Origin of the sequence: Lysinibacillus sp. S1 (assembly GCF_044986265.1) — a bacterium.
GTDB lineage: Bacteria > Bacillota > Bacilli > Bacillales_A > Planococcaceae > Lysinibacillus > Lysinibacillus capsici.
On record NZ_CP173154.1, the window covers coordinates 2,840,668 to 2,867,508 of the forward strand.

26 protein-coding genes are annotated in these 26,841 nt (G+C 37.0%); 21 read left to right on the forward strand and 5 right to left on the reverse strand.

Annotated elements, in window-relative coordinates; translation table 11 throughout:
- The first annotated feature begins 160 nt into the window (after nt 1-160).
- Nucleotides 161-541 carry a VOC family protein gene (locus ACHZEU_RS14055; RefSeq protein ID WP_048395473.1) on the forward strand — a complete coding sequence of 127 codons (381 nt, stop codon included), beginning with the start codon at nt 161-163 and terminating at the stop codon, nt 539-541.
- A gap of 86 nt (nt 542-627) precedes the next feature.
- Here the strand turns inward: ACHZEU_RS14055 and ACHZEU_RS14060 are convergent, their stop codons facing one another.
- A complete protein-coding gene (locus ACHZEU_RS14060) occupies nt 628-1,374 on the reverse strand; it encodes a hypothetical protein (protein ID WP_054548515.1) in 747 nt (248 codons plus the stop codon).
- Between the two features lie 283 nt (nt 1,375-1,657).
- On the opposite strand from ACHZEU_RS14060, the gene ACHZEU_RS14065 reads away from it, so the two are divergent.
- The 5 genes from ACHZEU_RS14065 to ACHZEU_RS14085 all read left to right on the forward strand — a co-directional run bounded on the left by ACHZEU_RS14065 (nt 1,658) and on the right by ACHZEU_RS14085 (nt 5,997).
- On the forward strand, nt 1,658-2,857 hold the full coding sequence (locus ACHZEU_RS14065; RefSeq protein WP_279493481.1) for an acyl-CoA/acyl-ACP dehydrogenase: 1,200 nt from the start codon (nt 1,658-1,660) through the stop codon (nt 2,855-2,857).
- Nucleotides 2,858-2,860: 3 nt separating this feature from the next.
- Nucleotides 2,861-3,724, forward strand: a complete 864-nt coding sequence (locus ACHZEU_RS14070; protein ID WP_115673247.1) for a transporter substrate-binding domain-containing protein — start codon at nt 2,861-2,863, stop codon at nt 3,722-3,724.
- A gap of 82 nt (nt 3,725-3,806) precedes the next feature.
- Nucleotides 3,807-4,514, forward strand: a complete 708-nt coding sequence (locus ACHZEU_RS14075; RefSeq protein WP_048395479.1) for an amino acid ABC transporter permease — start codon at nt 3,807-3,809, stop codon at nt 4,512-4,514.
- Between the two features lie 12 nt (nt 4,515-4,526).
- Complete coding sequence (locus ACHZEU_RS14080) at nt 4,527-5,228, forward strand: amino acid ABC transporter permease (protein ID WP_004233514.1); 702 nt, start codon at nt 4,527-4,529, stop codon at nt 5,226-5,228.
- Between the two features lie 13 nt (nt 5,229-5,241).
- A complete protein-coding gene (locus ACHZEU_RS14085) occupies nt 5,242-5,997 on the forward strand; it encodes an amino acid ABC transporter ATP-binding protein (RefSeq protein ID WP_279493480.1) in 756 nt (251 codons plus the stop codon).
- Between the two features lie 51 nt (nt 5,998-6,048).
- On the opposite strand, the gene helD is transcribed toward ACHZEU_RS14085, so the two are convergent.
- On the reverse strand, nt 6,049-8,352 hold the full coding sequence (gene helD / locus ACHZEU_RS14090; protein WP_279493479.1) for an RNA polymerase recycling motor HelD: 2,304 nt from the start codon (nt 8,350-8,352) through the stop codon (nt 6,049-6,051).
- A 437-nt stretch (nt 8,353-8,789) separates the two neighbouring features.
- On the opposite strand from helD, the gene ACHZEU_RS14095 reads away from it, so the two are divergent.
- Both ACHZEU_RS14095 and ACHZEU_RS14100 read left to right on the forward strand, forming a co-directional pair.
- Nucleotides 8,790-9,746, forward strand: coding sequence for an AAA family ATPase (locus tag ACHZEU_RS14095; protein ID WP_054548519.1), 957 nt, complete (start codon nt 8,790-8,792; stop codon nt 9,744-9,746).
- A gap of 24 nt (nt 9,747-9,770) precedes the next feature.
- Nucleotides 9,771-10,409, forward strand: coding sequence for an RNA ligase family protein (locus ACHZEU_RS14100; RefSeq protein ID WP_048395489.1), 639 nt, complete (start codon nt 9,771-9,773; stop codon nt 10,407-10,409).
- Between the two features lie 185 nt (nt 10,410-10,594).
- Here the strand turns inward: ACHZEU_RS14100 and ACHZEU_RS14105 are convergent, their stop codons facing one another.
- Nucleotides 10,595-11,785, reverse strand: coding sequence for a coenzyme F420-0:L-glutamate ligase (locus ACHZEU_RS14105; RefSeq protein WP_054548521.1), 1,191 nt, complete (start codon nt 11,783-11,785; stop codon nt 10,595-10,597).
- Between the two features lie 121 nt (nt 11,786-11,906).
- Between ACHZEU_RS14105 and ACHZEU_RS14110 the strand changes: the two genes are divergently transcribed.
- A complete protein-coding gene (locus tag ACHZEU_RS14110) occupies nt 11,907-12,824 on the forward strand; it encodes a LysR family transcriptional regulator (RefSeq protein ID WP_066038322.1) in 918 nt (305 codons plus the stop codon).
- Nucleotides 12,825-12,841: 17 nt separating this feature from the next.
- On the opposite strand, the gene ACHZEU_RS14115 is transcribed toward ACHZEU_RS14110, so the two are convergent.
- Nucleotides 12,842-13,723, reverse strand: coding sequence for a LysR family transcriptional regulator (locus tag ACHZEU_RS14115; RefSeq protein ID WP_054548523.1), 882 nt, complete (start codon nt 13,721-13,723; stop codon nt 12,842-12,844).
- Nucleotides 13,724-13,836: 113 nt separating this feature from the next.
- On the opposite strand from ACHZEU_RS14115, the gene ACHZEU_RS14120 reads away from it, so the two are divergent.
- Nucleotides 13,837-14,856, forward strand: coding sequence for a YeiH family protein (locus tag ACHZEU_RS14120; RefSeq protein ID WP_279493477.1), 1,020 nt, complete (start codon nt 13,837-13,839; stop codon nt 14,854-14,856).
- A 111-nt stretch (nt 14,857-14,967) separates the two neighbouring features.
- On the opposite strand, the gene ACHZEU_RS14125 is transcribed toward ACHZEU_RS14120, so the two are convergent.
- Nucleotides 14,968-15,300 carry a heme oxygenase gene (locus ACHZEU_RS14125; protein WP_048395499.1) on the reverse strand — a complete coding sequence of 111 codons (333 nt, stop codon included), beginning with the start codon at nt 15,298-15,300 and terminating at the stop codon, nt 14,968-14,970.
- Between the two features lie 219 nt (nt 15,301-15,519).
- On the opposite strand from ACHZEU_RS14125, the gene ACHZEU_RS14130 reads away from it, so the two are divergent.
- The 11 genes from ACHZEU_RS14130 (at nt 15,520) to ACHZEU_RS14180 (ending at nt 26,816) form a co-directional block, all read left to right on the forward strand.
- Nucleotides 15,520-16,206 (forward strand): response regulator transcription factor, encoded by a 687-nt coding sequence (locus ACHZEU_RS14130; RefSeq protein ID WP_279493475.1) that lies wholly within the window; start codon nt 15,520-15,522, stop codon nt 16,204-16,206.
- Nucleotides 16,190-17,605 (forward strand): HAMP domain-containing sensor histidine kinase, encoded by a 1,416-nt coding sequence (locus ACHZEU_RS14135; RefSeq protein WP_279493474.1) that lies wholly within the window; start codon nt 16,190-16,192, stop codon nt 17,603-17,605. The genes ACHZEU_RS14130 and ACHZEU_RS14135 overlap by 17 nt, the downstream gene beginning before the upstream one ends.
- A gap of 209 nt (nt 17,606-17,814) precedes the next feature.
- Nucleotides 17,815-18,516: a polyphosphate polymerase domain-containing protein gene (locus ACHZEU_RS14140; RefSeq protein WP_279493472.1), complete on the forward strand. Its 702-nt coding sequence runs from the start codon at nt 17,815-17,817 to the stop codon at nt 18,514-18,516.
- A gap of 19 nt (nt 18,517-18,535) precedes the next feature.
- The gene (locus ACHZEU_RS14145; RefSeq protein ID WP_103119008.1) at nt 18,536-19,219 is read left to right on the forward strand and encodes a DUF4956 domain-containing protein; all 684 of its coding nucleotides are present in this window, start codon (nt 18,536-18,538) and stop codon (nt 19,217-19,219) included.
- 42 nt (nt 19,220-19,261) lie between these two features.
- Complete coding sequence (locus tag ACHZEU_RS14150; protein ID WP_103119007.1) at nt 19,262-21,046, forward strand: CotH kinase family protein; 1,785 nt, start codon at nt 19,262-19,264, stop codon at nt 21,044-21,046.
- Nucleotides 21,047-21,133: 87 nt separating this feature from the next.
- Nucleotides 21,134-21,736 carry a hypothetical protein gene (locus ACHZEU_RS14155; protein ID WP_054548946.1) on the forward strand — a complete coding sequence of 201 codons (603 nt, stop codon included), beginning with the start codon at nt 21,134-21,136 and terminating at the stop codon, nt 21,734-21,736.
- Between the two features lie 403 nt (nt 21,737-22,139).
- Nucleotides 22,140-23,360: an ABC transporter substrate-binding protein gene (locus tag ACHZEU_RS14160; RefSeq protein WP_016992165.1), complete on the forward strand. Its 1,221-nt coding sequence runs from the start codon at nt 22,140-22,142 to the stop codon at nt 23,358-23,360.
- Nucleotides 23,361-23,506: 146 nt separating this feature from the next.
- Nucleotides 23,507-24,382 carry a branched-chain amino acid ABC transporter permease gene (locus tag ACHZEU_RS14165; protein ID WP_016992164.1) on the forward strand — a complete coding sequence of 292 codons (876 nt, stop codon included), beginning with the start codon at nt 23,507-23,509 and terminating at the stop codon, nt 24,380-24,382.
- 12 nt (nt 24,383-24,394) lie between these two features.
- Nucleotides 24,395-25,330 (forward strand): branched-chain amino acid ABC transporter permease, encoded by a 936-nt coding sequence (locus tag ACHZEU_RS14170; RefSeq protein ID WP_048395511.1) that lies wholly within the window; start codon nt 24,395-24,397, stop codon nt 25,328-25,330.
- Entirely contained in the window at nt 25,330-26,109 is a 780-nt protein-coding gene (locus ACHZEU_RS14175; protein WP_048395513.1) for an ABC transporter ATP-binding protein, read from the forward strand. Before ACHZEU_RS14170 ends, ACHZEU_RS14175 begins: the two co-directional genes overlap by 1 nt.
- A complete protein-coding gene (locus ACHZEU_RS14180) occupies nt 26,109-26,816 on the forward strand; it encodes an ABC transporter ATP-binding protein (RefSeq protein ID WP_048395515.1) in 708 nt (235 codons plus the stop codon). Before ACHZEU_RS14175 ends, ACHZEU_RS14180 begins: the two co-directional genes overlap by 1 nt.
- Nucleotides 26,817-26,841: the final 25 nt, after the last annotated feature.

The following is a 26,841-nucleotide window of genomic DNA, read 5'->3' on the forward strand; positions in this document are numbered from 1 at the left end:
ATCAGAAATAAAATAAAAGTTAAGTACTTTGAATTAATTATTTCTTAGTAATGTATATCATTATCAATTGTTTGAAATTTCCTTAAATTGATGGCGTTAGAAGCTATATAAAGCTGCTTTTTGATGTATACTAATGCTCAAAAGAGGAGGGAATGAAGTCATGATTCATCAAATAGGACAAGTAATGTTATATGTTAATGATCAAGATGCAATTGTTAAGTTTTGGACAGAAAAAGTGGGGTTTGTGGTCATTTCTGAACAGGAAGAAGCAGGCATGCGCTGGATTGAAATTGCACCAACTAAGGAAGCTCAAACATCCTTTGTGCTTCATAACAAAGAAATTATTGCTAAAATGCAACCTGATCTAAATTTAGGAACACCTTCTATTATGTTTTACGCTGATAAAATTGAAGAGATGTACCAAGATTTTCAGGCAAAGGGCGTAAAAGTAGGAGATCTAGTCATGATGCCAATGGGTAGGGTTTTTAACTTTGCTGACCCTGAAAATAACTACTTTGCCTTGGTTGAAAAGAAAAAATAAATAACGGAATCTGCTTGTTTTTTGTTAGAGTTAAGTAAAAATGAGCAGATTCCTGTTTTAGATTATTTAATAGCTAGATTTGTCGTCTATGATAAATCCTCACCAAAAATACCAACCGTTTGCCGATCTATTACAAATTCATGGCCATTCCATTTTAAAATATTTTCTACATAGCCTAATCCATCAGCATGATATCTACCTGCAATTTCTTGATATCCTAAAATTTCATACGTTCCATCTCGGTCGTAATCAACAGGATATAGTCCTCCAAAAGGATCTACCCAGCCTTCAATCGGTTGCTTCAAGGTGCCATCTGGATTATAAATTTCAGCTAAGTAGTCGGTTCCTTTATACTGTAAATCAATTGTGTATTTAATAGCAGGATTAAAACTCTGAACAACAGCCTTATAATGATCTACATAATTGACCTTATATTTAAGTTTATTATTGAAAGACTCTGCATCAAAGATGGAACGAACTTGATTGTTGATGGAGGAAAAAATCTCACCATTTACAATTCCGCCACTACCTCCTGTATCAGACACAACCAGAATATCCTCAATATGATTACCAGTAAAATCACCCAAGAAAATAGTCGGATTATAGCCCATATTTTGTTTCAATGGAATTTGCTCCATTTGTCTTGTTTGACCATAAAAAATAGACAGTGTTAGATTTCTCCAGAAAGGACTATCAGGCTGTTTAGTGCCCATTAAAAAAATGGTTTCAAAAAAACCATCCCCGTTAATATCTCCAAACTTAGTTTGAATAACTTGTGGAGCCGAATGGGTTATGATTCCACCGTTTAGTGGCGAATTTAAATTATTGGTCATATATGCACCTCTTTCATTAGTCTTAGCATATGCTGTAAGAAAAGCTTGGTGCATAAATCAAAGGTAAAAGTTGAAACTTTGTAATACATATTAAACTTACAAAAAAAACTTGAATTTCACCCATTGACATTTTCTAATGCGAAAAGTATTATAAGTGTCAACGAATCAGAAAATTCAGTACCAAATAGTATCTCACTACATTCATGTAGCAAGAGATTTTTTTTCATTATCAATCCTTAGTAAATTTATACGATTTATATATATTGGGAAGAAGGAGATTCATTTGAAGAATTTATTTGTAAAGACAGAGCGACAACGATATTGGCTAGATCAACTAGCTGCTATAGCTGAGCCAATCAAGGCAGAGGCTGTTGAGGTAGATGAACAATCTCGTTTTCCGTTCGAAGCTCATCGATTACTTTTACAAATTGGCTATCCTCAACTTACTTTACCGAAACAATATGGCGGAGAAGGGTTATCTGTTTATGATATGGTGCTTGTACAAGAGACGCTAGCAAGCTATGACGAAAATGCCTCTCTTTCCCTTGGATGGACATTAGGTGTTGTTGGGGAAATTTATGAAACTAAACTATGGACTGATGATCTATTAATAGCTTTTTCTGAAGAAATAAAGAGAGGTGCCATGATTAATAGAGCTGTTAGTGAGGCGGCAACAGGTAGCCCAACGCGAGGAGGGCGGCCAGGGACAAATGCCATTTCTACTAAAGGTGGTTGGCTAATAAATGGGCGCAAGATTTTTACGACTGCATCTCCGGTGCTCGATTATTTCCTTACCTCCGCTTGGATTGAAGAAAAGCAGCAAGTTGGCTTCTTCCTCATTCATAAGGATGCAGCAGGTCTATCCATTGAGGAGAATTGGGAGATGTCTGCAATGCGAGGCACAAGCAGCCACGACCTTGTGTTAAAGGATGTGCTTGTTGCAACAGAGTATTTAGTAGAGTTACCAAGTCATCCGAGTGGTGGCAAAATAAATGGCTGGATACTCCATATCCCAGCAACTTACTTAGGCATTGCACAAGCAGCCCGTGATTATGCTATTCATTTTGCTAATCACCATCAACCGAATAGCCTGAATGCGCCAATTAGTACGTTGCCAAACGTACAACAGCTTTTAGGGGATATTGAATTAAAGCTCCATCAAGCACGTTTTGTCTTATACGGAGTGGCTGAGGCTTACGATGATCCTGCTAGACGTGGACTAATAACAAATGAAATGGCTGTTGCTAAACACACAGTAACAAACATGGCAATAGATATAGTCGATAAAGCGATGCGTGTAGTGGGGGCAAAAAGCTTACAACTATCCAATCCATTACAGCGTTATTACCGCAATGTTCGTGCAGGGCTTCACAATCCACCGATGGATGATATGACGATTATTAAATTAGCGACTGCCGCTATTGAACAGCAGAAATTATATGAAAATCAATCATTAAATTACGTGAAAAATAAGGAGAAATGACATATGAAGAAGAATAAGATATTTCAATTTGCTGCAATTGGTTTGGCATCTATAGCATTATTAGCAGGTTGTAATTCAGGAGAATCAGCAGATAAAGAATCAGGTGATGGTGAAAAGGTACGTACAGTAAAAGTAGCCTACGATCAAGCGTCAAAGCCTATTAGTTACATTGACGATAATGGAAATCCAACTGGTTATGATGTAGAAGTAATGAAATTAGTAGATGAATTGCTACCTGACTATCAATTTGAGTATGTAGGTACAACAAGTGATGATTTATTAATTGGTGTGGAGCAAGGGAAATATCAAGTAGGGGTTAAAAACGCATTCTTTACTCAGGAACGAACAGAGAAATTTATTTTCCCGAAGGAATTCTTAGGTTTAAGTAGCGCAGGTTTAGTTTTGCGTAAAGAGGATGAAGGCGTGAAAACATTAGCAGATTTTGCGAAAAAGGGCTATTCTTTAGCACCAATTGCTGCAAATAATGCTCAATATACAATTATCGATGAGTATAATACGGCAAATCCAGATAATAAAGTAAAACTTGAGGCCGGTGACGCCTTTACTGTCGATGTAGTGCAGTGGGTAAATGAGGGCCGTGTTGATGGTGGTGTCATGATTGAAGGCCCATTTAAACAACAAGTACTTGCAGAAGATGGACCATATTATAACCTAAAAGATGACGTTGTCTATAACGAATTTGCTGTTATAAAAACATGGCCACTGTTCAATAAAAAAGAGCAGGAATTTGCTGACGCTTATGATAAAGCAATAGCACAGGTTAAAGAACAAAAGAAAACAAATGAATTAAGTACAAAATTCTATGGCCGTGATTTATTTGAAGTACTGGAAAACGTAAATCGTTAGTTTAAAACGGAACGAATAGTAAGGCTGTTGAGTCAGTAATGCTCAGCAGTCTTTATTCATAAAAACAAAAGTTGGTGAGGAAATGGATAAATATTTTGACGCAACCTACATTTGGAACGCAATCCCAGTGTTATTGCCATTTTTAAAAATCACGTTCTTAGTTGCAGGGTCCTCCATTATCTTAGGTACCCTATTCGGCTTATTGCTGGCGGCTGCTAAGCTATCTTCAGTCAAGTGGCTAACTAAATTCGCCAATCTGTATACAACGATTATGCGTTGTACACCCTCCATTGTTTTGTTATTTCTTGTCTACTATGGTGTCCCAGCATTAGCGGAAAATGTTGGTCTTAATCTCCATTCAATTGAAACGGCCATATTTGTTGTCGTAACATTCACCTTACAATTCACGGCAATAATGTCTGAGGTGATACGGTCTGCCTACTTAGCCATTCCAAAAGGGCAGTTTGAAGCAGCCGTTAGTGTCGGGTTAACACCATTCCAAGCCTACCGTCGAATTATTTTTCCGCAGGCGCTGGTCGTCGCTTTACCGAACTTTGGCAATGGCATGATTGCTCTATTACAGGAAGGTGCACTCGCTTATACAATTGGTCTAATTGATATTGTAGGTAAGGCAAATCTAATTATTGCAAGTAACATCAATGCTCATGCCTTAGAAATTTATATTGCATTGGCTATTATCTATTGGGTGTTATCTATTATTATAGAGAAAATATTTACTATATTAGAAAAGGTATTTGGCAAGGGTAAGAAGACCCTAGAAACAACTTAAGGAGGCGTGAGGGTGAATTATCAATTTTTACTTGAAACATTTTTCGTAGCTTTGTCTGGTGTTCCTATAGCGCTCCTAGTCACAGTTGTTGCTTTGGTGATAGCTTTGCCACTAGGTTTTTTGTTAGCACTAACTAGGATCAATAAAATTCCAGTTATTCATCACCTCGCGAAGATTTATGTTTCTTTTGTTCGAGGAACGCCGATTATTATACAAATTTTTATTATCTATAGCAGTATACCTTTAATGTTAAAAATTATTTTTGAAAAATATCATATTGCGTATGATATTTATAAAATCAATCCAATTTGGTATGCGTTTATTGTATTTGCATTCAGCTCAACAGCCATTTTGATTGAGGTCTTTCGATCGGCGTTAAGTACCATTGAAAAGGGGCAACTAGAGGCTGCACACTCAGTAGGTTTGTCAACATTCCAAGCATATACTCGCATCATCATTCCACAGGCATTAGTAGTGGCATTGCCGAATATTTGCACAGCTACAGTTAATCTTATTAAAGCTACATCGCTAGGCTACGCAATGTCGCTTCCTGAAATTACACTGAAGGCAAAAGTAGCGGCAAACGTTGGCTACAATTATGTAGAGGCCTATTTGGATATCTTTATTGTGTACTTAATTTTATGTAGTACGGTTGAATACTTGTTTAAGCGTTATGAGAAATATTTAAGCAAATACAAAATGGCAAATGTCTAAGGGGTGAATTAGCATGTTAGAAATTAAAAATATTCATAAATCATTTGGTGACAATGAAATCTTAAAGGGTGTTGATTTAGCCATTGATAAAGGGGACGTTGTTGTTATTTTAGGTCCCAGTGGTTCAGGAAAAACAACATTATTGCGTTGTATCAATTTTTTAGAGAAGGCTGATCAAGGCCATGCGACATTTGGAGATATTCAGGTTGATTTTCAACATGTAAAGAAAAAAGACGTGCATGCAATTCGCCAGCGTGTCGCATTTGTCTTTCAAAACTATAATCTATTTACTAATAAAACAGCATTAGAAAATGTAACGGAAGGATTAATCATTGGACGTAAAATTCCTAAAGCACAGGCTGTGGAAATTGGTAAAAAGGCACTTGATAAAGTAGGTTTATCAGACAAATATGATGCATATCCAAGTCAGTTGTCAGGAGGTCAACAGCAACGTGTTGGTATTGCACGAGCAGTAGCTTTGAATCCTGATATTATTTTATTTGATGAACCAACGTCCGCACTTGACCCTGAATTGGTAGGTGAGGTTCTACAGGTCATGAAAAATATTGCGGCGGAGGGTACAACAATGCTTGTAGTAACACACGAAATGGGCTTTGCCAAAGATGTTGCCAATCGCGTAATTTTCATGGATGGAGGAGTGGTTGTAGAGGAAGGTAGCCCTCATGATATTTTCGTCAGCCCAAAAGAGGAGCGAACGAAGAAATTTTTAAAACGTGTTATTCCAGAAGACTATACGTTCTATATATAAAACAGCAAGGTAACAGGAGAATCTTTTATTTACAGATTCTCCTGTTACCTATTATTGAAGGAAATACGTTAATTTGTTAATAGAATAAATGTGCAGCTCATGCATAGCTCTTGTACACGCCGTATAGAAATAGTACCGTTCGCTTTCTCTTGAGTAATTAGCAGCAGATGCATTATAGATGATTACCGCATCAAATTCGATGCCTTTCGCCATGTAAGCTGGAAGTAATAAAATACCCTTCATAAACTGCTTTGAATTATGGTTGATTAATTGAATATCTACTCGATTGTTTAATTGCTTATAAACGGCAGAGCATTCGGCTGCGGTTTTACAGATGACAGCAATTGTTTCGAATTCAATAGATAAATGGTCGATATTTTGAATAATATGATCCATTAATTCCAATTCATTTGGCACAATAGTAATCGATGGTTCAGGGCCATTTCGGTTAAATGCTTCTACTTCACTACCATCATTCAATATTTTGGCAGTGAGTTGTATGATTTGCTTTGTCGAACGATAGCTTTTGGTTAATATCATTTTTTCTGCCTGCTCACCATATATTTGAGTGTCGAGTAGAGAAGGATTATTAAAGGTATGTGGATGAATCGTTTGGTGGCCATCACCTAAAATGGTCATACGTGCTTTTGGGAATAACTGCTGTAATACAGTAAGTTGAAATGGCGAATAATCCTGTGCTTCATCTATTAACACATGACGGATCATCCTATTGGTCTGTTGTCCTTCAATTTTGTCCTGTAAATATAAAAATGGTGCAGTATCCTCATAGGCAATCAAACGCTTTGCTAAATTAGGGAGTGTTTGTAGACAAATGTCCTCCCAATTGTCTGGCATAAGGTGTTGTAAATCCCTGTTAATAGAACTATTCAAATCAAAGAGCTGTCGATATGTACCCAACATATGGACAAACTTTAACTTGTTAACAGAGTTACGTAATGGTTTAAAGTGTTTTTTGACAATTTGTCTCGCTAATTTATAGCGTTCTTGATCAAAATCGTCAAATGAGTTTTCAGTATAGCGACCCTCATATAAAAGTTCACTATAAGATTTGGAGTAATCTTCTTTATCTAATAGCTCAGTAGCTTCTTCTACCCATTCCTTTGTACGCTCAGCCTTTTCCAATTTCGTTAGTTGCTGCAATAACCATTCTTTTACTAATTGTAGGCGATCTGGTATCGACATAGTGGAAGGGAAAGAATAGAAGTATTCGGTAATTTCCTGTGCAGTAATAATCCGTTCTCCACGAAAAACGATATTTTTAAATAACAAGCCTTTATCGGATAAATAACTCGCATATTGATCGATTAAATGTTTATAAGCGAGACTCGCTTTAAAAGAAATGATGCTTAATTTTGTTTGATACTGAGCATCATCCTTTTCTGTTAACAGTTCTTCAAGCTGCTCATAAGGATACTCTAATTGAAACTGTTTACCTAATCGTTTTTCAGCATATTCTATAAACGTTAACTGCTGCATATTGTCTTCCCCTAAATCAGGTAAGACAGAATGAACATATTGATTAAAAAGTTGGTTAGGTGTAATTAGCAGAATTTGATCGGCAGTCATTTCATCACGATAACGATAAAGTAGATAAGCTACCCGCTGTAAGGCTACAGCTGTTTTGCCACTACCTGCCACGCCTTCAACAATAAGATAGCGTGAATTTACATGGCGAATAATTTTATTTTGCTCTGCTTGGATTGTCGCAACAATACTACGAATATGCTCATTTGCATTTTGCGCAAGGATATCGAGCAGTAGGTCATCACCAATTGTAAGGCCCGTATTAAACATGGATTGTAGTTGACCATTTTTAATAATAAATTGCCGTTTTAACAGCATTTCTCCATGAATTTCTTCACCTAATGTTTCGTAGGATGCATCACCAGGTGTGTAGTCATAATACATACTCGATATAGGCGCTCGCCAATCAAAAATGATGATATTTTCATCCTGTTCATCCAATAATGTGGCTACACCAATATAAATTTTTAAAGGGTCTTGTTGACCATCTTGTACAAAGTCAATACGAGCAAAATAGGGTGACTGTTGTAAACGTTCATATACCTTTACATTACGAATTGCCCGTTCCTGTGCTAGCTCTGAGTCAGATAAAAGCTCTGCCTGCTGCTTAATTGCAAAAAAGGTTTCGTCTACATCCTCAGCGGTATCTAGATTGACTCTCACATCGTTCCAAAAGGATTTCTTTAAGGCAACAGCATTTTCTTTAAAACCTTTTTCTTTATGCTCTAACTCTTTTATTTTATGAACAATAATGTTTAAAGAATCCTCAAGGTGATGCTTTTCTTCTAGCCATTCTTTTTGATTTTCCAACGTTTACTCACATTCCTCTCCATAGTTATTTGCTTCCTTTGACAGTAACCCTCACCTCAATAGATGGTGAGAAGAGGGTAATTGTGCTGCTTTTTTAACTGTTTGTCCAACCACAAATTTGAATATAGTGAAAGTATCCAAATGCAGATGATATGGGGGGATTGAAGCAGGAAATTTATCATACATCTACTTCGGAAAGAAGTATAGTCTAGAAATTATTGTAAATTTATGATACAATAAATGTGTAAGGTAATAAGATATTGATAAACAGAGACAGCTCTACAAAAAGGTGGAGCCGTCTTTTTTATATGTAATATTGCTTCATATTATGACTGATTATCATAAATTGTTATTAAAAATAATGGATGAAATGCTATTGAGACACTAAAGAATGTGGCATGCCATACGATAAAGAAACTTGAAGGGAGGTGAAAAGAATGAAGGTAATCTTTACAGTGGGGTTGCCTGGTAGTGGGAAAAGTACATTTGTGAAACAGTTAGCTAAAAATGAAAATGCAATTGTCCTATCAAGCGATGCTATACGTCAGGAGTTATTTGGGGATTCAACAAGGCAAAAATCACGTATAGTCTTTCGTACATTATATGAACGTCTTAATGACTTAGTGGCAAAAGGGTTTTCTGTCATTGTGGATGCAACCAATATTGAACGAGAGCGCAGGATGTTTGCACTTCGTAAAATACCAAGTAATGTGCAGAAGGTATGTTATTACTTTGATACACCTTATTCAATCTGTGTAGCTAGAAACCAGCAAAGGAAAAGACATGTACCATTAATCGTGATGGAAAAAATGAGAAAGCATTTAGAGTTCCCGACAGTAGGAGAAGGGTTTAATGAATTGCATATTATTCATGAATCAAGTCCCTATGATCTTTCTCGACAACAATTTGTTTCACTCATACAAGGCCACCCCACCTATGAAGAGCTTTTTCAAACACTTCAAGCAGTCCCACTTTTCAAAGAAATTTATCAATTCGATCAAGAAAACCCATTCCATCAATTTTTACTATGTCAGCATACGTATTTTGTGTACGCGTATATCAATGAGTACTACTTAGAAAGCGATAAACTAGCTCTACAAATAGCTGCATTGTTTCATGATGTCGGTAAACCAGCTTGTAAAAAATATAAACCTTTGCAACAGCGTTATGGTTATTTTGGGCATGAAAATGTCTCGGCTCAACTAGTTTGCCATTTTCTATTAGAGTTGGGCTTTGAAAAGGAATTTGTATTAAAGGTTGTTCATTTAGTGCAATTTCATATGTTAATCCAGTATGGGGGAGATAGAGGTGGAAGCCAAATTTATCATTTATTAGATGGTGATTTATTAACAAGGCTTTATTTTTTCCGTGAGGCAGATCAATTTGCCAAGTAAACTTTAGGAAAGGAAGGTGAAAGTATGACGAAATTAATGAAATACCCAAGAAGTTTTCATTTACCATGGAGCAGGGGTTATACCGATGATGATAAAGTTGCTAGAAATGTGAATCATTTTATTGGAAAGGAGGTTGTTGTCACTGAAAAGTTAGATGGAGAAGGGACAACACTTTACAGAGACTATATGCATGCTAGAAGCATTCATTCAGCCAACCATCCTTCTAGACATTGGGTAAAAACATTTCACGCGAATTTTGCGTATCGGATTCCAAAGGACTGGCGCTTATGTGGTGAAAATGTTTATGCCAAGCATTCTATTTATTATCAAGGATTAACAAGCTATTTCTATTTGTTTAGCATTTGGAATGAAGAAAATATTTGTTTGAGCTGGGATGAAACCGTGGCCTTTGCAGCAGAGTTAGGTATAGAAACAGTGCCCGTTTTATACCGAGGGATTTTTGACGAAGAACAGATAAAACGTACATTCACTGGAAAATCATTCTTTGAAGGGGAACAAGAGGGGTATGTCATTAGAAATACTAGCTCATTCCATTACGAAGATTTCCGCTATAATTTAGGGAAATTTGTGAGACCGCAACATGTTCAAACAAGTGAGCATTGGCTACAAGAAGAAATTATTCCAAATAAATTAAAATCCTAACCAATTAAGAAGAGAAGGGACTGAGCACAATGTAATACTATAGCAAGCATTCAATAATCATCTATTACGAGGTAGGTGCAAGGAGTGCATATCCCTTTCCAATGGGAGTACGGGTTCGATTCCTGTTATCCTCGCCATAAAAAAATGAACTCTCTTCATTAGGACGAGAGTTCATTTTTGTTTGTTTATTTAGTGTAATTATCGAAGTAGCCTTGAATGTAAATCATTGGTGTTCCTTTGTCACCCGAACCAGATGTAAGGTCAGATAGGGAACCGATAAGGTCTGTTAAACGACGCGGTGTTGTTCCTTGTGCAGCCATTTGACCTGTTAAATCTTCATCTTTATTTTGGATGTATTCAGAAATAGCAGCCTTTAGTTCTTCGCCTCGAAGGTCTGCAAAATCATTGTCCGCTAAATATTTTAATTTAACCTCGTTCGGTGTTCCATGTAATCCAGCGGTGAATGCTGGGGATACAACAGGATCTGCAAGCTCCCAAATTTTACCCACAGGATCTTTGAATGCGCCGTCACCATAAATCATAACTTCTACTGTTTTTCCTGTAGCTTCTTTAATTTTTGCTTGGATTCCATCAACAATCGGTTGGCAAGTATGTGGGAATAATTTAACACTATCCTCTGTTGCTTTGTTCGAGCCAAGTAGACCATACTCAGCATTGAAACCAGAGCCATTAATTGATTCAGCTAAAATATTATCAAGGCTGTAAACTTTTTCTGCACCGTTCGCTGTTAGAATACGTTTTGTGCGGAAGCGTGAATGAATATCACATGTTAAGATACTCTTTGTGTAATTTAAAATTGTTTTTGGATTATTTGAGAAGATGACCTCACACGTAGCCCCTTCTGCTTCGATTAACTCTTTATAGTATTCAATATAATCTACACCAGTAAATGTGTGTTTTTTATAGCCAAAATGCTCGCGGAATTCAACCTCATTGAGTGTATCCGTCCATGGGTTAATGCCTTTTACATCGAGCTCATCAATATCTACAAGGTGATTACCCACTTCATCAGATGGGTAGCTTAGCATTAATACTACCTTTTTTACACCTTTAGCGATGCCTCGTAAACAATTGGCGAAGCGGTTTCGACTTAAGATGGGGAAAATAACGCCTACCGTATCATCTCCAAACTTAGCAGCTACATCTATGGCAATATCATCAATTGTAGCATAGTTTCCTTGTGCACGTGCCACGACAGATTCAGTTACTGTCACAATATCACGATCCTCTATTGTATATCCTTCAATATGTGCAGCATTTAACACTGTATCTACAACAATTTGTTCAATATTATCGCCTTCATTAATAATAGGACCACGAAGACCTCTTACAACTGTACCGATTACACGTTCCAATTTAATCTCTCCTCATTCTATCTAGCGTAAAGTGATATAAAAACCATTGATTTTACTATAAGGCTCGTTAATGATATAAGTAAAATTAATAGTTCATATAATAGCTATAAGAGGTGCTTATATGATAGGGAAATTAGATTTATATCGTGTTTTTAGTGTTGTAGCAAAAAATAATAGCTTTTCTAGTGCGGCAAAAGATTTATATATGACACAGCCAGCTGTAAGTCAGGCAATGATGCAATTAGAAAATGAACTTGGCACACGTCTTTTTAATCGAACTCCTAAAGGTGTGACATTAACAACAGAGGGTAGCCTACTTTTTGAATATACTAATTCTGCTTTAGGGCTTTTAGATGCTGGTGAAGAAAAGTTACTTGAATTCAAAAATTTAACAACAGGGCAATTAAAAATAGGTGTAGGTGATACGATCTCACGCTTCTTTTTAATGCCTTATTTAGAAGCATTCCATACAATGTATCCGAATATTAAATTGCAAATGCTAAATGGCACAACCTCTGAAATTTGTAATTTTATTAAATCGGGTGAAGTAGATATAGGGTTTTGTAATTTTCCAATTGAAGATTCAACATTACAGTTAACGGTATGTACAGATATTCAGGATATTTTTGTCTGTGGGGAAAAATATAAAACACTTTCATCTAAAAGTTTAAACTATGAGGACCTTTTAAAATTTCCACTTATCTTTCTAGAGAAAAAATCGAATTCAAGGAAGTATGTGGAAGATTATCTTTTTGCAAGAGGCGTTCACATAGAGCCAGAGTTTGAGCTAGGCTCACATGATTTAGTACTCGAATTTGCGCGTAGTAACCTTGGCATTGCATGTGTAACAAAGGAATTTTCAAAGGACTATCTTCAACGTGGACTTCTTTATGAATTAACTTTAAGGGAAAGTATTCCTACGAGAAGTATTGGTATGTGTTATTTGAAGTCAGTACCTCTTTCTAGAGCAGCAATGAAATTTGTTGAAATCATTGAAAGTAAACATTTTAATACGAGAAGAACCATAAAAAGAGCTTAGCGACGAGAAAAGAATCGCTATGCTTTTTTTATTAAGATATCAATCAGTATGTCGACATTGCGCTTATTTTTCATGGTAGGTGAGCAAAGATAAGAAAATGTTCGCATAAAGTGCTGTCCTTCAAGGCGCAGAATAGTCATATCTCCATTTTTTAATTCACGTTCTATCACACAGGCAGACAATAAAGAAAGACCAAGTCCCTGCATTACACTCTCCTTCACGCCCTGATTACTGCTAATAGTCAAAAGCGAATGAATCTGTAAACCATTTGCTCTGAATAAATGATCCAGATAATAACGTGTTCCAGAGCCTTCTTCACGCGCAACCCAGCTTTGCTGCTGGAGTTTATCAGCAGTCAGAGGTTGTTGCTTTGTAAGAGGATGTTTACTGTCGCTAACAATAAATAACTCATCTTGCATAAATGGCTTAATGACTAGTTCATTATCATGAGCCTGTCCTTCAATTAGACCTATATCGACTTGCAGTAATTTTGTATATTGAATGATTTCTTTTGTATTGCCAATAATAATTTGAAGTTCAAGTTGTGGGAATTGTTGCTGTAAGCTTGCAATAATTGGAGGTAATATATATTCGCCAATTGTAAAGCTTGCCCCAATGACTAGCGTACCTTGTACCTCTTGATGATAGGCAGCGATATCTTCTTTTGCAGCTTCAGCTATCGCCATGATTTGCTTTGCTCGTTTATAAAGAATTTCACCAGTTGGTGTAATTTGCACCGATTTTGGGGAACGAATAAATAAGGTTGTTTGTAATTCTTGCTCTAGATTCTTAATGTGTAAGCTAACACTTGGTTGTGAAATATGAAGTATTTCAGAGGTCTTTGTAAAATTATTGACCTCAACCAGTGTGATAAATGTTTTTAAAGCATCCAATTGCATATCTTCACCCCTATTATTAGAAATATTAATAATAATAATTATATATATGTATTTTACTAATAGTGCACTCTTTATTAAAGTAATAATCAACAAGGGAGAAAGAAGTGAACATCATGGTTAATAGACAGCTTAAATTAAAATCTACTCTTAATCCAAATTTCTTGAAGGGGATATTGTTAACGCTTCTTATTGCTTTAGTAGCGAAATATATTGCCACATTTCCTTTCCTTTCAATATTGGGACAGTTGGTTATTGCCATTATATTAGGGATGACCTGGCGAGCAACATTTAAAGTACAAGATTCTTGGCAAGTAGGTATTTCATTTTCCAGCAAGAAGCTATTACGCTTTGGTATTATTTTATTGGGTATGCGCTTAAATTTGGCAGATATTTATCATGCGGGTGCTAACGTTTTTTTAATTGCAGTCATTAATCTGCTATTTGCCTTAATTGTTGTGTACGGCCTAACAAAAATATTTAAAGTCGATCAAAAGCTAGGGATATTAACGGCTTGCGGGACTGCCATTTGCGGAGCTGCTGCAGTAGTGGCAATTGCACCTCAAATTAAAGCAAATGAAAAGGAAACGGCGGTAGGGGCAGCGATTGTTGCGTTATTGGGGACTATTTTTACACTTATTTATACGTTACTTTATTCCATCATCGATTTAACACCTACTGCGTATGGTATTTTCGCAGGGGGGACATTACATGAAATTGCGCATGTAATTGCAGCTGCATCTGCTGGTGGAAATGAAGCAATTGATATAGCCGTCATCGTGAAATTAACACGAGTGGCCCTACTCGTACCTGTAGCAATTGTTATTGGTATTTTCTATCGAAGAATGGACAAAAGTGAAGAGAAAAAAGCCTTTTCTTTATCCATCATACCGTGGTTTATTTTAGGATTTTTAGCGATGAGTGCTATCAACTCTTTAGGGATTATACCGGCGAATGTATCGCAAGCATTAGTAGATATTGCTTATATCTTAATTGCGATGGCAATGGCTGGTTTAGGGCTAAATGTTGAGATGAAAACATTTAAGGAGCTAGGTGTAAAGGCATTTATTGCAGGTTTAATTGGCTCGGTTTGTCTATCCGTGCTGGGCTATATACTAGTCATTCTTTTATATTGATTTAATCAATGTTTCTTATACCAAGAAAAAAGACCCTACATGATCGTTCAACATGCAGGGCTTTTTAGATAGAATCAGAAGATAATGTATAAGTAATTTAATCGTCGTTTATTAATTTAAGGCTTCAATAGAAGAAGCTAATTCCGCCACCACTATTTTGCTGCCGATAATTGGACTGTCAGCCTTTTCTCCCTCAGAGCCCGAATTTGGGCGTTGATGGGCTGCAGCAAATGCATCGCTATTACGCCATGCTTGGAAATGCTCCTTAGATTCCCAATACATATTAACACTCATTTCATCATAAGTAGGATCATCAGTTGAAATTAATACCTCTACTTTATGAAAGCCTTCAAACTGTTGCAGAGGACCTGGCTTTGTAAAATTTGGTGCCATTCTCGCAGCAAAACCGGGTTTTACTTGAATACGATTAGTTACAATAATCATGCTTTTACCCCCCTTAATTTCATTTACTAGGTTTTTGAATGAATTATCATTGATTATCATTCGCACTCAATGATAAGTGGCTGAGGAAGACATTGTCAATAGATGTCCTCTATATAATCTGTGCTATTAGTTTATGGGTAATGGATAGGCTGACATTTAACTGACATAATCCAGTGCTATAATGAATATAAGAGTGAACTAGTAGCGAGGTGATTGACTTTGGCAAACATTCTAGTAATAGAGGACGAATATCCAATAAGCCAGGTTTTAAAGGTGTATTTACAAAAAGTCGGTTATAGTGTGACACAATGTTTCAATGGTGGTCAAGCCTTGGTCATGTTTCGTGAAACACAGCCAGATCTAGTGTTGCTAGATATTATGTTACCAGAAAAAAATGGTTGGTCCATTTTAAAAGAAATAAGAGAACGAAGTACTTGCCCAGTTATCATGTTAACAGCATTAGGTGAGGTTAATTACCGTCTAGAGGGGTTTGATCATGGGGCAGATGATTATATTGCCAAGCCTTTTATCGCAGATGAAGTTGTTGCAAGAGTGAGGGCTGTTTTAAGACGTGCTGTAGGTAGTTCTGATTCAGCTACTGGTAAGCAGTATGGGTCTCTAGTGATTGATTGTAAAGCGCATAAAGTGCTTTTGGGTGGAGAAGAGATTGTATTAACGCCAAGAGATTTATCAGTGCTCATGTTTTTAGCTGACCACCCTAATCAAACATTTACCCGGGATCAGCTTATAGATCAAGTTTGGGGATGGGAGTATGAGGGTAGTGATCGTGCTGTAGATTTAGCTATAAAGAGGCTAAGGAAGGCTTTAAAAGAATGGGATGAAGCGGAAGGAGAAATAAAGACACTACGTGGATTGGGGTATCAGCTAAGTGTTCAAAAAAAATAAGCGAATATCCTTACTTCAATATTGGACGAGCCGATATTTACTGACACTTTTTATAGGCTTAGCTATTATATCTTTAATCTCAGCAGCGTGGATTCGACATACAACATTTGAAAATCGATTAGAATTAATGGAGTTTTTAGCAGACGAAACGGTCTATCGTTTAACGGATACAACAAATCCTAATAATGGACCTATAAATGGTATTCCAGGTTTCATAGGGGATCGTCAGCGTTTTAATATGAAAGAGATCGATCCGATTTTGTATGTTGTAGATACAGAGGGAAATATACTGACTAGCAACCGTCCTGTACCACCTGGTAGTGCTAAAAATGTAGCTGGCTTGTTAGATGGAAAAGAAGGTACTAAGGAAATAAAGGATGGACTTGAACCTGAATATGTAGTGAAAAGAAAGATAGAAAATAATCATGAGTTATTGGGCTGGGCCCTGGTGATGGAGAAGAAGGGGAATTTAACAAGAGTTAACCAAGCATATGGACAGCTTGCCATATTAATTGGAGCATTAGCATTATTAGGCTGGATCGCTATTTACTTTCTGTCAAAGCGTTTGGCCCATCCCATTAAACAAGTAGCTGAGGCTGCCAAGCATGTACAGGAAGGCAATTATGCAATTGATTTGCCTCAATATAGTAAGGAAAAGGAAATCTATGAGCTTGTTTCCTCCTTTAAAAATATGGCAAATAAATTAGAACAGCTGGAGAAAACTCGAACGGAATTACTAGCAGGTGTCACCCATGAATTGAAAACACCTGTCACCTCTATAAGTGGTTTATTACAGGCTGTAAGAGATGGTGTTGTAACGGGACAGGATGCTATGGAATTCATTGAAATGGCTATGGTCGAAACGACAAAAATGAAAACAATGGTTGGTGACTTACTTGCCTTTAACCATTTTGCTGTCGATGCTATTCCTGTGCAGATAGAGTCAGTAGATGTTAATCAGCTACTGCGAGAGGCGGTGGCACAGTGGGAAGTCATGCAGGAAGATGAACATGTAAAAGTTCATTTACATTTGTTGGAAAAACCTGTGCTTGTACAGATAGATATTGTTCGTATCCAACAGATCATTACAAACCTATTAACCAATGCTAAACAGGCGATGGACAAAGGAACAATAACCTTGAGGTTGATAGATCATGGCGAGGCTCTGTCAGTGATGGTGAAGGACACAGGACATGGAATCCCTCTAGAGGATCAGTCATTTATTTTTGAGCGCTTTTATAGAGGGGAAAATAAAAAATATACTGTTCGCGGCTTGGGTTTAGGATTACCACTTAGTAAAATGATGGCCCAATCTGTTGGGGGCGATTTGCGATTAATTGAAAGCAATCCCTCTGGAACACATTTTGAATTAGTATTGCAAAAGGCTACTACGCTATAAGAGCGTAGTAGCCTTCTTAGTGTTGGTTTAATCCGTCTCCCAGAAATCTGCTTTGTTTTGTAAAAGAGAGTTGAAGAATTTGTAAAGCTGACATCTGCCTGACACAAAAGCCCTTTATAGTAAACGATGTAGACGGGAAATGAACAAAGGGACGAGCAGCATTAAAGGTTAGTCAGTCTGACACTAATACAAGTAGGGAGAGTGATGAAATGCCAATAGTTACTTCATTTAATCCAAATGGTCGCCAAGAAATAAAACAAGCGATCTCCTATCCAGATTATGCATTATTAAAAGCCAAGCTTCAGCATGTTATGCAGCGTGATCATCATGCTGGCTTAGACGGTAAATATTTAATTCGTAGTACGTACTTCGATAATTTTGCCAATAAAGTGTTAAATGAGAAAAAAGAAGGCTTTATTAATCGAGATAAATATCGAGTACGCATATACGGCAAGTCTAATAATGTTATTAATCTTGAGCGGAAGAGTAAGCGTAACAATGTGACCTTTAAAACAAAATGTTCAATATCTCAAGCTGAGTATGAAAAACTACGTATTGGCGAGATAGCCTGGATGGAGAATGATGACCGAGCGCTAATTCGAGATTTATATCATGAGATGAATTACAACCAGTTGCGACCTACTACGGTAGTGGATTACGAGAGAGAAGCCTATATCTATCCGTTTGGCAATGTGCGTGTGACATTTGATAGTAAGGTGCAATCGAGTCTACGCAACACGGATATGTTTAATCAAAACTTGCCTATGGTCGATGTGCTGGAGCCTAATCTTGTAATTTTAGAGGTAAAGTACGATGGATATCTACCAGACATCATCAAATATTTACTACAGTCAGTGGATACTCGTGCTGAGGCCTATTCAAAATATCAACTTAGTCGTATGTACGGCTAATAATAAAGGAGAATGAACAATGGATACAATTAAATTTAGTGATATTTTTAAATCCAACTTTTTAGAAAAAACAACCTCGTTTTCATTAATCGATTCAATTATTGGTTTAGTAGTAGCGTTTTTTATTGGGCTTTTCATTTATGCTGTTTATAAGAAGACCTTTAATGGAGTCATTTACTCACATTCATTCAATATCTCACTACTTATAATGACAATGGCAACAGCACTAGTGATTATGGGAATCAGTTCAAATGTTCTGCTGTCACTTGGTATGGTTGGTGCCTTATCTATTGTACGTTTCCGTACACCTATTAAGGATCCCATGGATTTAGTCTATATTTTCTGGGCAATTGTTTCAGGTATTTTATGTGGTGCTGGCTTTATTCCATTAGTGATTATTGGTGCTATTTTAATCGGACTTGTATTGCTAATATTCGTTAATAAAATAACGGTAGAAAATCCGTATTTACTAATTGTAAAGTTTGAAGAGGAATTGGCTAATGCTGAAATTGAGCGAATTATTGCTGCGCAAACAAAAAAATTCGCTCTCAAATCGAAATCCATTATGCAACAGAATGAAATCGAAACAACTTATGAAATTCGTGTAAAACAAAATGATGCAAAATTGATGGAAGAACTAACAAAGGTAGCTGGTGTAAAATCAGCCATTATGCTGAGCTATGATGGGAATTTCACAGCGTAATGACCTCATTAACAAATAGAACTACGATGAGAGGTGACGGCTATGATTAAAACACGAATTGTCTATCTATGCATGGTGATTTTACTCCTTCTCTTTGTCGTGATATATGCTGTACTTCCGAATGTAGGCATTGAAACGAAAAATTCTGAGTTCTCCTATGAGAATATAGTATTTAATAAAAATAAAGTAACAACAGTTGATATTGAAATTGCTGAGGAAGATTGGGCTGACATGCTCGAAAATGCTTCTGCTGAAGAATTAAAACAAGCAGATATTACAGTAAACGGCAAGAAAGTTGAGAATGTTGCTATTCGTACAAAGGGCAATCTATCATTACGATCGGTTGTCAATAGTGACTCAGATCGCTATAGCTTAAAAATCGATTTTGATTATTATGATGATACACAAAGCTTGTATGGCTTAAAAAAATTTAATTTAAACAATAATTATAGTGACTCTACATTAATGAGAGAGTATATCTCCTATGAACTGATGGAGCAAATGGGTTTACCAACACCAGCACACTCCTATATGTATGTCACAGTGAATGGTGAGGAGCGTGGTTTGTTCTTAGGGGTAGAAGCTGTTGATGAGACATTCCTGGCTAATAATTACGGCTCTAATGATGGTTTTTTATTTAAGCCAGATGGGACAGGCAGCGATTTAAAATATATAAGCGACGATATCGAAGACTATACAGGTATCGGATTAAAAACAAATGAAGGTAATATTAATCAATCCAAATTAGTTGAAATGCTAGACGCAATTAATAATGGTGGAGACATAGAAAAGTATATCGATGTGGATGAAATGTTACGTTATTTTGCCGTCAACACAGCACTTGTGAATTTAGATAGTTATCAAGGGAATATGAAACATAACTATTATTTATATGAACAGAACGGTGTGTTTTCTATTATTCCTTGGGATTACAACATGTCCTTTGGTGGCTTTGGGGCTGGAGGCGGTAGAATAGCAGGAGGAAACGGTGAAAATCAAGCTGACGTTACTACTAATATGGAAAAACCAGTGGCACAAAACAATGGACAACCCGATCAAACTGGCGATGGGGGTATGCAGCAACAACGAGGTGGCGGCGTTGACATGGGAATGGGCATGTCGGGCAATCTAATAAATGATAGTGCTATTAATTTTAGTGTGACAACACCTGTTTCTGGCACAACATTAGAGGAGCGGCCACTCTTGAAGGCATTGCTTTCGAATGATGAATATCGTGACAAATATGAAGGTTATTTAGAAGAACTAGCGACAACTTATTTAACAGAAGAGTATGTGCAATCCATTACTAAAAAGTTAGCTGTCTTATTAACTACTTATGTGGAGGCGGATCCAACCAAATTCTCTACTACGGAGCAGTTTTTAGAAGCAGTTGAAGGTGAAAATAGCTTGCCGGAATTTGCCAAACAGCGCTCAGAATCTATATTAAAGCAACTGTCTGGGGAGCTTGTTGTGGAAGCATCTACGTCTTCTCAGGGCAATATGGGTATGCCAATACCAAGTGAAAATGGTGAAATGGATTGGATGCCAGATGATTTTGATCCAAGTCAGCTACCAGAGGACTTTGATCCATCAAAGAGCCCACCTTTTAATAGAGAGGGCGAGGGTCCGAGAAATGGACAAAATGGAGAACAAATGCAACCTCCTGATGGAAATGGAGCCCCAATGGGAATGCCTGGTGCGAATAGTGAAGCTGCGAATCACGAGCCTGTTATTGATAAAAATACAATGTTTACAGCCATTACATGCCTAGTGCTACTCCTTCTTGCACTTCTCTTTGTTGTTAAATTTAAACGTAGAGGTCGTTAGAAAATAACCATATCCAATATCTTTGGGTATGGTTTTTGCTTTTTATCGTGTTAAAATAAAGCATTCTTTTCTGAGGAGTCCTTTCATATGAATGAACAGCAATTTGATAAACATTTGCATATAAACACGGTGGGAGAGCAATATGGCTTTCCTAAGCTTGCACACTATCATCGTTATGAGCCAACACCCTACAGAGGATTGGAGCAATTATTCGCTGCGTATCAGATGCCTGACAATCCAGTATTTATTGATATGGGGTGCGGGAAAGGGCGAGTTCCTATTTATGTGCACCATAAGTTCCATATACCAACCATTGGGATAGAAATGGATGCAGGGTTTTATACGGAGGCTGAAGAAAATAAACGTAGTTATCTTCAAAAAATGAGAGCACATGCCCCTATTAAGTTTATTCATACAATAGCCGAATCATATGAAATAAAGTCACGTGATAATGTGTTTTTCTTTTTTAATCCTTTTTCAATCCATATTTTTCGCACAGTCATTCACAATATTTGGAAATCCTATGAGCAGCGAATGCGAGATATTCATATAATTTTATATTATCCGCCTTACGATTATTTACAATTTTTACATCATGGAACACCATTTGAGTTGCTTCATGAAGTGCATTTAGAAAATGAAACAAATATTAATGAGCGCCTTTGTGTCTTTGAATTAAAAAAAGCTTAGAGTATGGGGAAACCCACTCTAAGCTTTTTCTTGTTAGCAGTACAGATATTAGCAATTAGTTATTCGTATTCTTTTGATTATTTTCAGGGAAATAATTGTAATAGAGGAAGATGTTCTATAAATCAAGCAGACTTTATGTTGAAAAAACAATTTCATCTGATAGTTTTGTACTAGTCTATAGTTTGAATTAAAAGATAATTCATAAATAACTAATTATACTGAAAAATCGCTCTAGACTAAATATAAAGAATGTTTTACAATGAAAAAGGCTTATATGAATAATATTTTCTTTTGTTTTTAGATAGTTATAAATAATTATTTTGGCTATTGAGTAAATGAATTTAATTGTTTATAATTATCAGAAATATCTAATATTTGAGAAATTTTCAGGGGGAATTTAATTATGAGAGAGAGCAAAAAGCTTAAGAAGTTCGGTTCACTTTTAGTAGCATCTTCATTACTTGCTGGTGTTCTTGCTGGTTGCGGTAACGGAGACGATTCAAGTTCTGGCGGAGGCTCATCATCAGGCGGAGGTTCATCTGATGGCGATACAATTAAAATCGGTGCCAACTTAGAGCTTTCAGGGAATGTAGCATCTTATGGTTCCTCTATTGGGCTAGGTGCAGAACTGGCTGTAAAAGAAATTAATGATGCTGGCGGTATTGATGGTAAGAAAATTGAACTGATTAAAGTAGATAATAAATCAGAGAACTCTGAAGCAACTTCAGCTGCTATTAAACTAGCAACGCAGGATAAAGTAGTAGCAATGCTAGCACCTGCAACTTCAGGTAATACAGTAGCTACTGTTCAAATTGCAAATGATAATAAAATTCCTATTGTTACGGGTTCTGGTACAGCACCGAATATCACGGTAAATGAGGATGGCAGTGTTAATGAATATGCTTTCCGTACATGCTTTATTGACCCATTCCAGGGGATTGTAGCAGCTAATTTTGCTTCAGGTGAGCTAGATGCGAAAAATGTAGCTATTTTTGCAGATAATGCATCAGACTATGCAAAAGGTTTAGCAAAATCCTTTAAAGAAACGATTACGAAGAGTGGCGGAAAAGTTGTAAAAGAAGAAGCTTATGTAGCGAAGGATACAGATTTCCGTACACAATTAACAAATATTAAAGCCGCAAATCCAGACTTTATTTTTATCCCTGGATATTATGAAGAAGTTGGTTTGATTGTTAAACAAGCACGTGAAATGGGCATTGATGTACCTCTGATGGGTGCTGATGGTTGGGATTCTCCAACATTAATTGAATTAGCTGGCGCGGATGCATTGAATAACACATTCATCACAAACCACTATTCTGCTGAAGACCCAGATCAAAAAATTCAAGATTTTGTAAAGGCATTTAAAGCGGCAAATGGTGACAAAGCGCCTGACGCATTCAACGCACTTGGTTATGACACAATTTACTACATTGCTGATGCAATTAAACGTGCAGGCTCTACAGATGGGGAAGCAATTAAAAATGAATTAGCTGCAACAAAAGATCTTTCTTTAGTAACAGGTACTTTCTCAGTTGACGAAAATCATAACCCAATTAAAACAGCAACAGTTCTTGAATTTAAAGACGGTAAACAAGTGTTCAACTCTAAAGTTAATCCTTAATGTTTTGTAAGCAAGGGGGAGGCGGGTAAACACGCCTTCCTTTTTTGTGTGTTAGATAACTAGAATCGTAGAGCAAAACATAACTTTTAGTATCGACCTATGTACTTATTTTTCAATTTTCGGAAAATTTAAAGGAGTGAATGCGCATGGAATGGATACAGCAACTTGTGAACGGTATTTCACTTGGAAGTATCTACGCGTTAATAGCGTTAGGGTATACGATGGTATACGGTATTATCAAGCTGATTAACTTTGCTCATGGTGATGTCTTCATGATTGGGTCATTTATTGGCTTTTACGCTATTGCTAAATGGGAGCTTGGTTTCTTCCCAGCATTATTATTGGCGATGTTAGTTTGTGCAATTTTTGGTGTATTAATTGAACGTATTGCCTATAAACGTTTACGAAATGCGACACGTATCGCAGCTTTAATTACAGCGATAGGTGTATCGCTATTAATTGAATATACAACAATTTTCTTCAGAGGTGCACAACCAGCAGCATATCCTGAAGTTTTCAAAAATAAATCATTAGATATTTTTGGCGTTCAAATCAGCAGTACTTCCATCTTAATTTTATCAGTCGCAGTTGTACTGATGATTCTTTTACAATTCATCGTACATAAAACAAAAATCGGTAAAGCGATGCGTGCCGTTTCCCACGATGCAGATGCAGCTCGCTTAATGGGTATTAACGTTGACAATACAATCTCTGCAACGTTTGCGATTGGTTCAGCTTTAGCTGGTGCAGCAGGTGTTATCTTTGGGGTTTATTATACAAAAATTGACCCGTTAATGGGGGTTATTCCTGGGGTTAAAGCATTTATCGCAGCTGTTCTTGGTGGTATTGGTATCATCCCTGGCGCTATGGTTGGTGGTATGTTACTAGGTGTTGTAGAGTCCTTAGTAAGTGCACTTGGCTTCTCGTTATGGCGTGATGCAGCGGCATTCGTTATTTTAATTTTAATCTTAATCTTCAGACCATCGGGTATCTTTGGTAAAAACGCCCGTGAGAAAGTGTAGGTGAGCGGTTTTATGAAAAAGTCTAAAGTTTTCTGGGGCTATGCCGTAATAGCGCTAGTCATCTATGCAGTTGTACAATTGTTGATTACAACAGAAGTAATTGATTTGTACTATAAAAATATGTTGATCACAATGTGTATTAACATCATGTTGGCTGTCAGCTTGCATATTGTTATTGGTGTTACTGGACAGTTTTCAATTGGGCATGCTGGGTTCCTTGCAGTTGGAGCATATGTATCCGCTATTATTACAACAAAGTTAATGTTACCATTCCCATTGGCCATCTTATTAGGGGCTGCTGCAGCAGCAGTTGCTGGTTTAATCGTAGGGATTCCAACGCTTCGTTTAAAAGGGGATTACTTAGCGATTGCTACACTTGGATTTGCAGAGATCATTCGTATTATCTTTTTAAATACGGATTATGTTGGTGGCGCAGCAGGGATGCAGGTTAAATATTTATCGAACTGGACATACGCATTCTTTGGCGTAGTGTTAACGATTCTAGTTATCTCAAACTTTACAAATTCTCGTCATGGGCGTGCGTGTATTTCCATTCGAGAAGATGAAATAGCAGCAGATGCGATGGGTATTAACACAACTTACTATAAAGTTGTTGCATTTGCGATTGGGTCTTTCTTCGCAGGTCTAGCAGGAGCCATTTTTGCACATAACTTTTACATTATTCAACCGACAACATTCGGTTTCTTAAAATCATTTGATATTTTAATTTACGTTGTACTTGGTGGTTTAGGAAGTCTTTCTGGTTCAGTGATTGCTGCGATTTTCCTAACAGTCGTGTCTACTTATCTAGCAAACTTCCCAGAAACGCGTATGATTATTTACAGTTTAGTATTAATTATCGTGATGCTTTATCGTCCAACAGGCTTAATGGGAACGAAAGAGATAACACAATTATTTAAGTTTGGTAAAAAGGGAGGTACGAAATAATGACTGGAAACCTTCTTATCAATGTTGAAAATATGGGTATTCAATTCGGTGGTTTAAAGGCAGTACAGGGTGTTAATATGTACCTTAACCAAGGCGAGTTGGTAGGACTTATTGGGCCAAACGGAGCTGGAAAAACAACTAGCTTTAATATGTTAACAGGGGTATATACACCTACGGAAGGTACAATTACTTTTAATGGTCTGAAATTGAATGGACTTGCACCCTATCAGGTTACACAGAAAGGGATCAGCCGTACGTTCCAAAATATTCGATTATTTAAAGAGCTATCTGTTCTTGACAATGTAAAGGTAGCCAATCATTCACTTGCAAAGCATTCTATGTGGGCTTCTATTTTTCGTTTACCTACGCATTTCAAAGGTGAGGCCGAAATGGAGCAACAGTCCATTGAGTTCTTAAAAATCTTTGGCTTAGATGTCTATAAAGATGAGCTAGCTAAGAATTTGCCATACGGGATGCAACGTCGTTTAGAGATTGCTCGTGCGTTAGCAGCAAATCCCAAACTGCTTCTATTGGATGAACCAGCAGCAGGGATGAACCCACAAGAAACTCACGATTTAATGGAGCTAATTGCATTTATTCGTAAAGAGTTCGGTTTAACAATATTGCTGATTGAGCATGATATGAGCTTAGTTATGGGTATTTGTGAGCGCATTTACGTACTTGATCACGGACAATTAATCGCTGACGGGACACCAGAAGAAATTCGCAACAATCCAAAGGTAATAGAAGCATATCTTGGAGAGGAGGTTATCGGCTAATGCTAAAAGTACAAAATATCGATGTTTTTTATGGCAATATCCAAGCATTAAAGGGCCTCTCTTTAGAAGTAAACGAGGGTGAAATTGTAACGTTAATCGGTGCAAATGGTGCTGGAAAAAGTACGCTCTTAAAGACATTGTCAGGTTTATTAAAGCCAAAAGGTGGCATTATCGAATACGAAGGCTTTTCGATAGCTGGGAAAGCGGCACAGACTATTGTTAAATCAGGGATTTCTCACGTTCCAGAAGGACGCCGTGTTTTTGCCAATATGTCAGTTGAGGAAAACTTAGAGCTTGGTGCGTATCTGCGTAATGATAAAGCAGGTATTAAGAAAGATATGGATCATGTTTTCGAGTTATTTCCACGATTATTAGAGCGCCGAAAACAGCAGTCAGGTACATTGTCTGGTGGGGAACAGCAGATGCTGGCGATGGGGCGCGCCTTAATGGCAAAACCAAAACTGTTATTAATGGATGAACCTTCGATGGGTCTTGCACCGTTGATGGTGAAAAATATCTTCAATATTATTGAGCAGGTTAATAAAGAAGGAACAACCGTATTACTTGTAGAGCAAAATGCTAATATGGCATTATCTGTCGCTAACCGTGCATATGTACTTGAAACAGGGCGTATTGTTTTATCTGGTTCAGCAAAAGAGCTACAAGAGAGTGAGCAAGTAAAGGCAGCTTATTTAGGCGGATTATAAAAATGGTAGGACATCTCATGTTGAG

What these genes read in the sequence shown, in the direction of transcription:
- ACHZEU_RS14145 (WP_103119008.1), top strand. Translation starts at nt 18,536, where the DNA reads ATGGATACAATTAAATTTAGTGATATTTTTAAATCCAACTTTTTAGAA.
- ACHZEU_RS14075 (WP_048395479.1), top strand. Translation starts at nt 3,807, where the DNA reads ATGGATAAATATTTTGACGCAACCTACATTTGGAACGCAATCCCAGTG.
- ACHZEU_RS14180 (WP_048395515.1), top strand. Translation starts at nt 26,109, where the DNA reads ATGCTAAAAGTACAAAATATCGATGTTTTTTATGGCAATATCCAAGCA.
- ACHZEU_RS14060 (WP_054548515.1), bottom strand. Translation starts at nt 1,374, where the DNA reads ATGACCAATAATTTAAATTCGCCACTAAACGGTGGAATCATAACCCAT.
- ACHZEU_RS14110 (WP_066038322.1), top strand. Translation starts at nt 11,907, where the DNA reads ATGATAGGGAAATTAGATTTATATCGTGTTTTTAGTGTTGTAGCAAAA.
- ACHZEU_RS14120 (WP_279493477.1), top strand. Translation starts at nt 13,837, where the DNA reads ATGGTTAATAGACAGCTTAAATTAAAATCTACTCTTAATCCAAATTTC.
- ACHZEU_RS14150 (WP_103119007.1), top strand. Translation starts at nt 19,262, where the DNA reads ATGATTAAAACACGAATTGTCTATCTATGCATGGTGATTTTACTCCTT.
- ACHZEU_RS14055 (WP_048395473.1), top strand. Translation starts at nt 161, where the DNA reads ATGATTCATCAAATAGGACAAGTAATGTTATATGTTAATGATCAAGAT.
- ACHZEU_RS14100 (WP_048395489.1), top strand. Translation starts at nt 9,771, where the DNA reads ATGACGAAATTAATGAAATACCCAAGAAGTTTTCATTTACCATGGAGC.
- ACHZEU_RS14175 (WP_048395513.1), top strand. Translation starts at nt 25,330, where the DNA reads ATGACTGGAAACCTTCTTATCAATGTTGAAAATATGGGTATTCAATTC.
- ACHZEU_RS14125 (WP_048395499.1), bottom strand. Translation starts at nt 15,300, where the DNA reads ATGATTATTGTAACTAATCGTATTCAAGTAAAACCCGGTTTTGCTGCG.
- ACHZEU_RS14165 (WP_016992164.1), top strand. Translation starts at nt 23,507, where the DNA reads ATGGAATGGATACAGCAACTTGTGAACGGTATTTCACTTGGAAGTATC.
- ACHZEU_RS14085 (WP_279493480.1), top strand. Translation starts at nt 5,242, where the DNA reads ATGTTAGAAATTAAAAATATTCATAAATCATTTGGTGACAATGAAATC.
- ACHZEU_RS14070 (WP_115673247.1), top strand. Translation starts at nt 2,861, where the DNA reads ATGAAGAAGAATAAGATATTTCAATTTGCTGCAATTGGTTTGGCATCT.
- ACHZEU_RS14140 (WP_279493472.1), top strand. Translation starts at nt 17,815, where the DNA reads ATGCCAATAGTTACTTCATTTAATCCAAATGGTCGCCAAGAAATAAAA.
- ACHZEU_RS14155 (WP_054548946.1), top strand. Translation starts at nt 21,134, where the DNA reads ATGAATGAACAGCAATTTGATAAACATTTGCATATAAACACGGTGGGA.
- ACHZEU_RS14160 (WP_016992165.1), top strand. Translation starts at nt 22,140, where the DNA reads ATGAGAGAGAGCAAAAAGCTTAAGAAGTTCGGTTCACTTTTAGTAGCA.
- ACHZEU_RS14170 (WP_048395511.1), top strand. Translation starts at nt 24,395, where the DNA reads ATGAAAAAGTCTAAAGTTTTCTGGGGCTATGCCGTAATAGCGCTAGTC.
- ACHZEU_RS14115 (WP_054548523.1), bottom strand. Translation starts at nt 13,723, where the DNA reads ATGCAATTGGATGCTTTAAAAACATTTATCACACTGGTTGAGGTCAAT.
- ACHZEU_RS14095 (WP_054548519.1), top strand. Translation starts at nt 8,790, where the DNA reads ATGAAGGTAATCTTTACAGTGGGGTTGCCTGGTAGTGGGAAAAGTACA.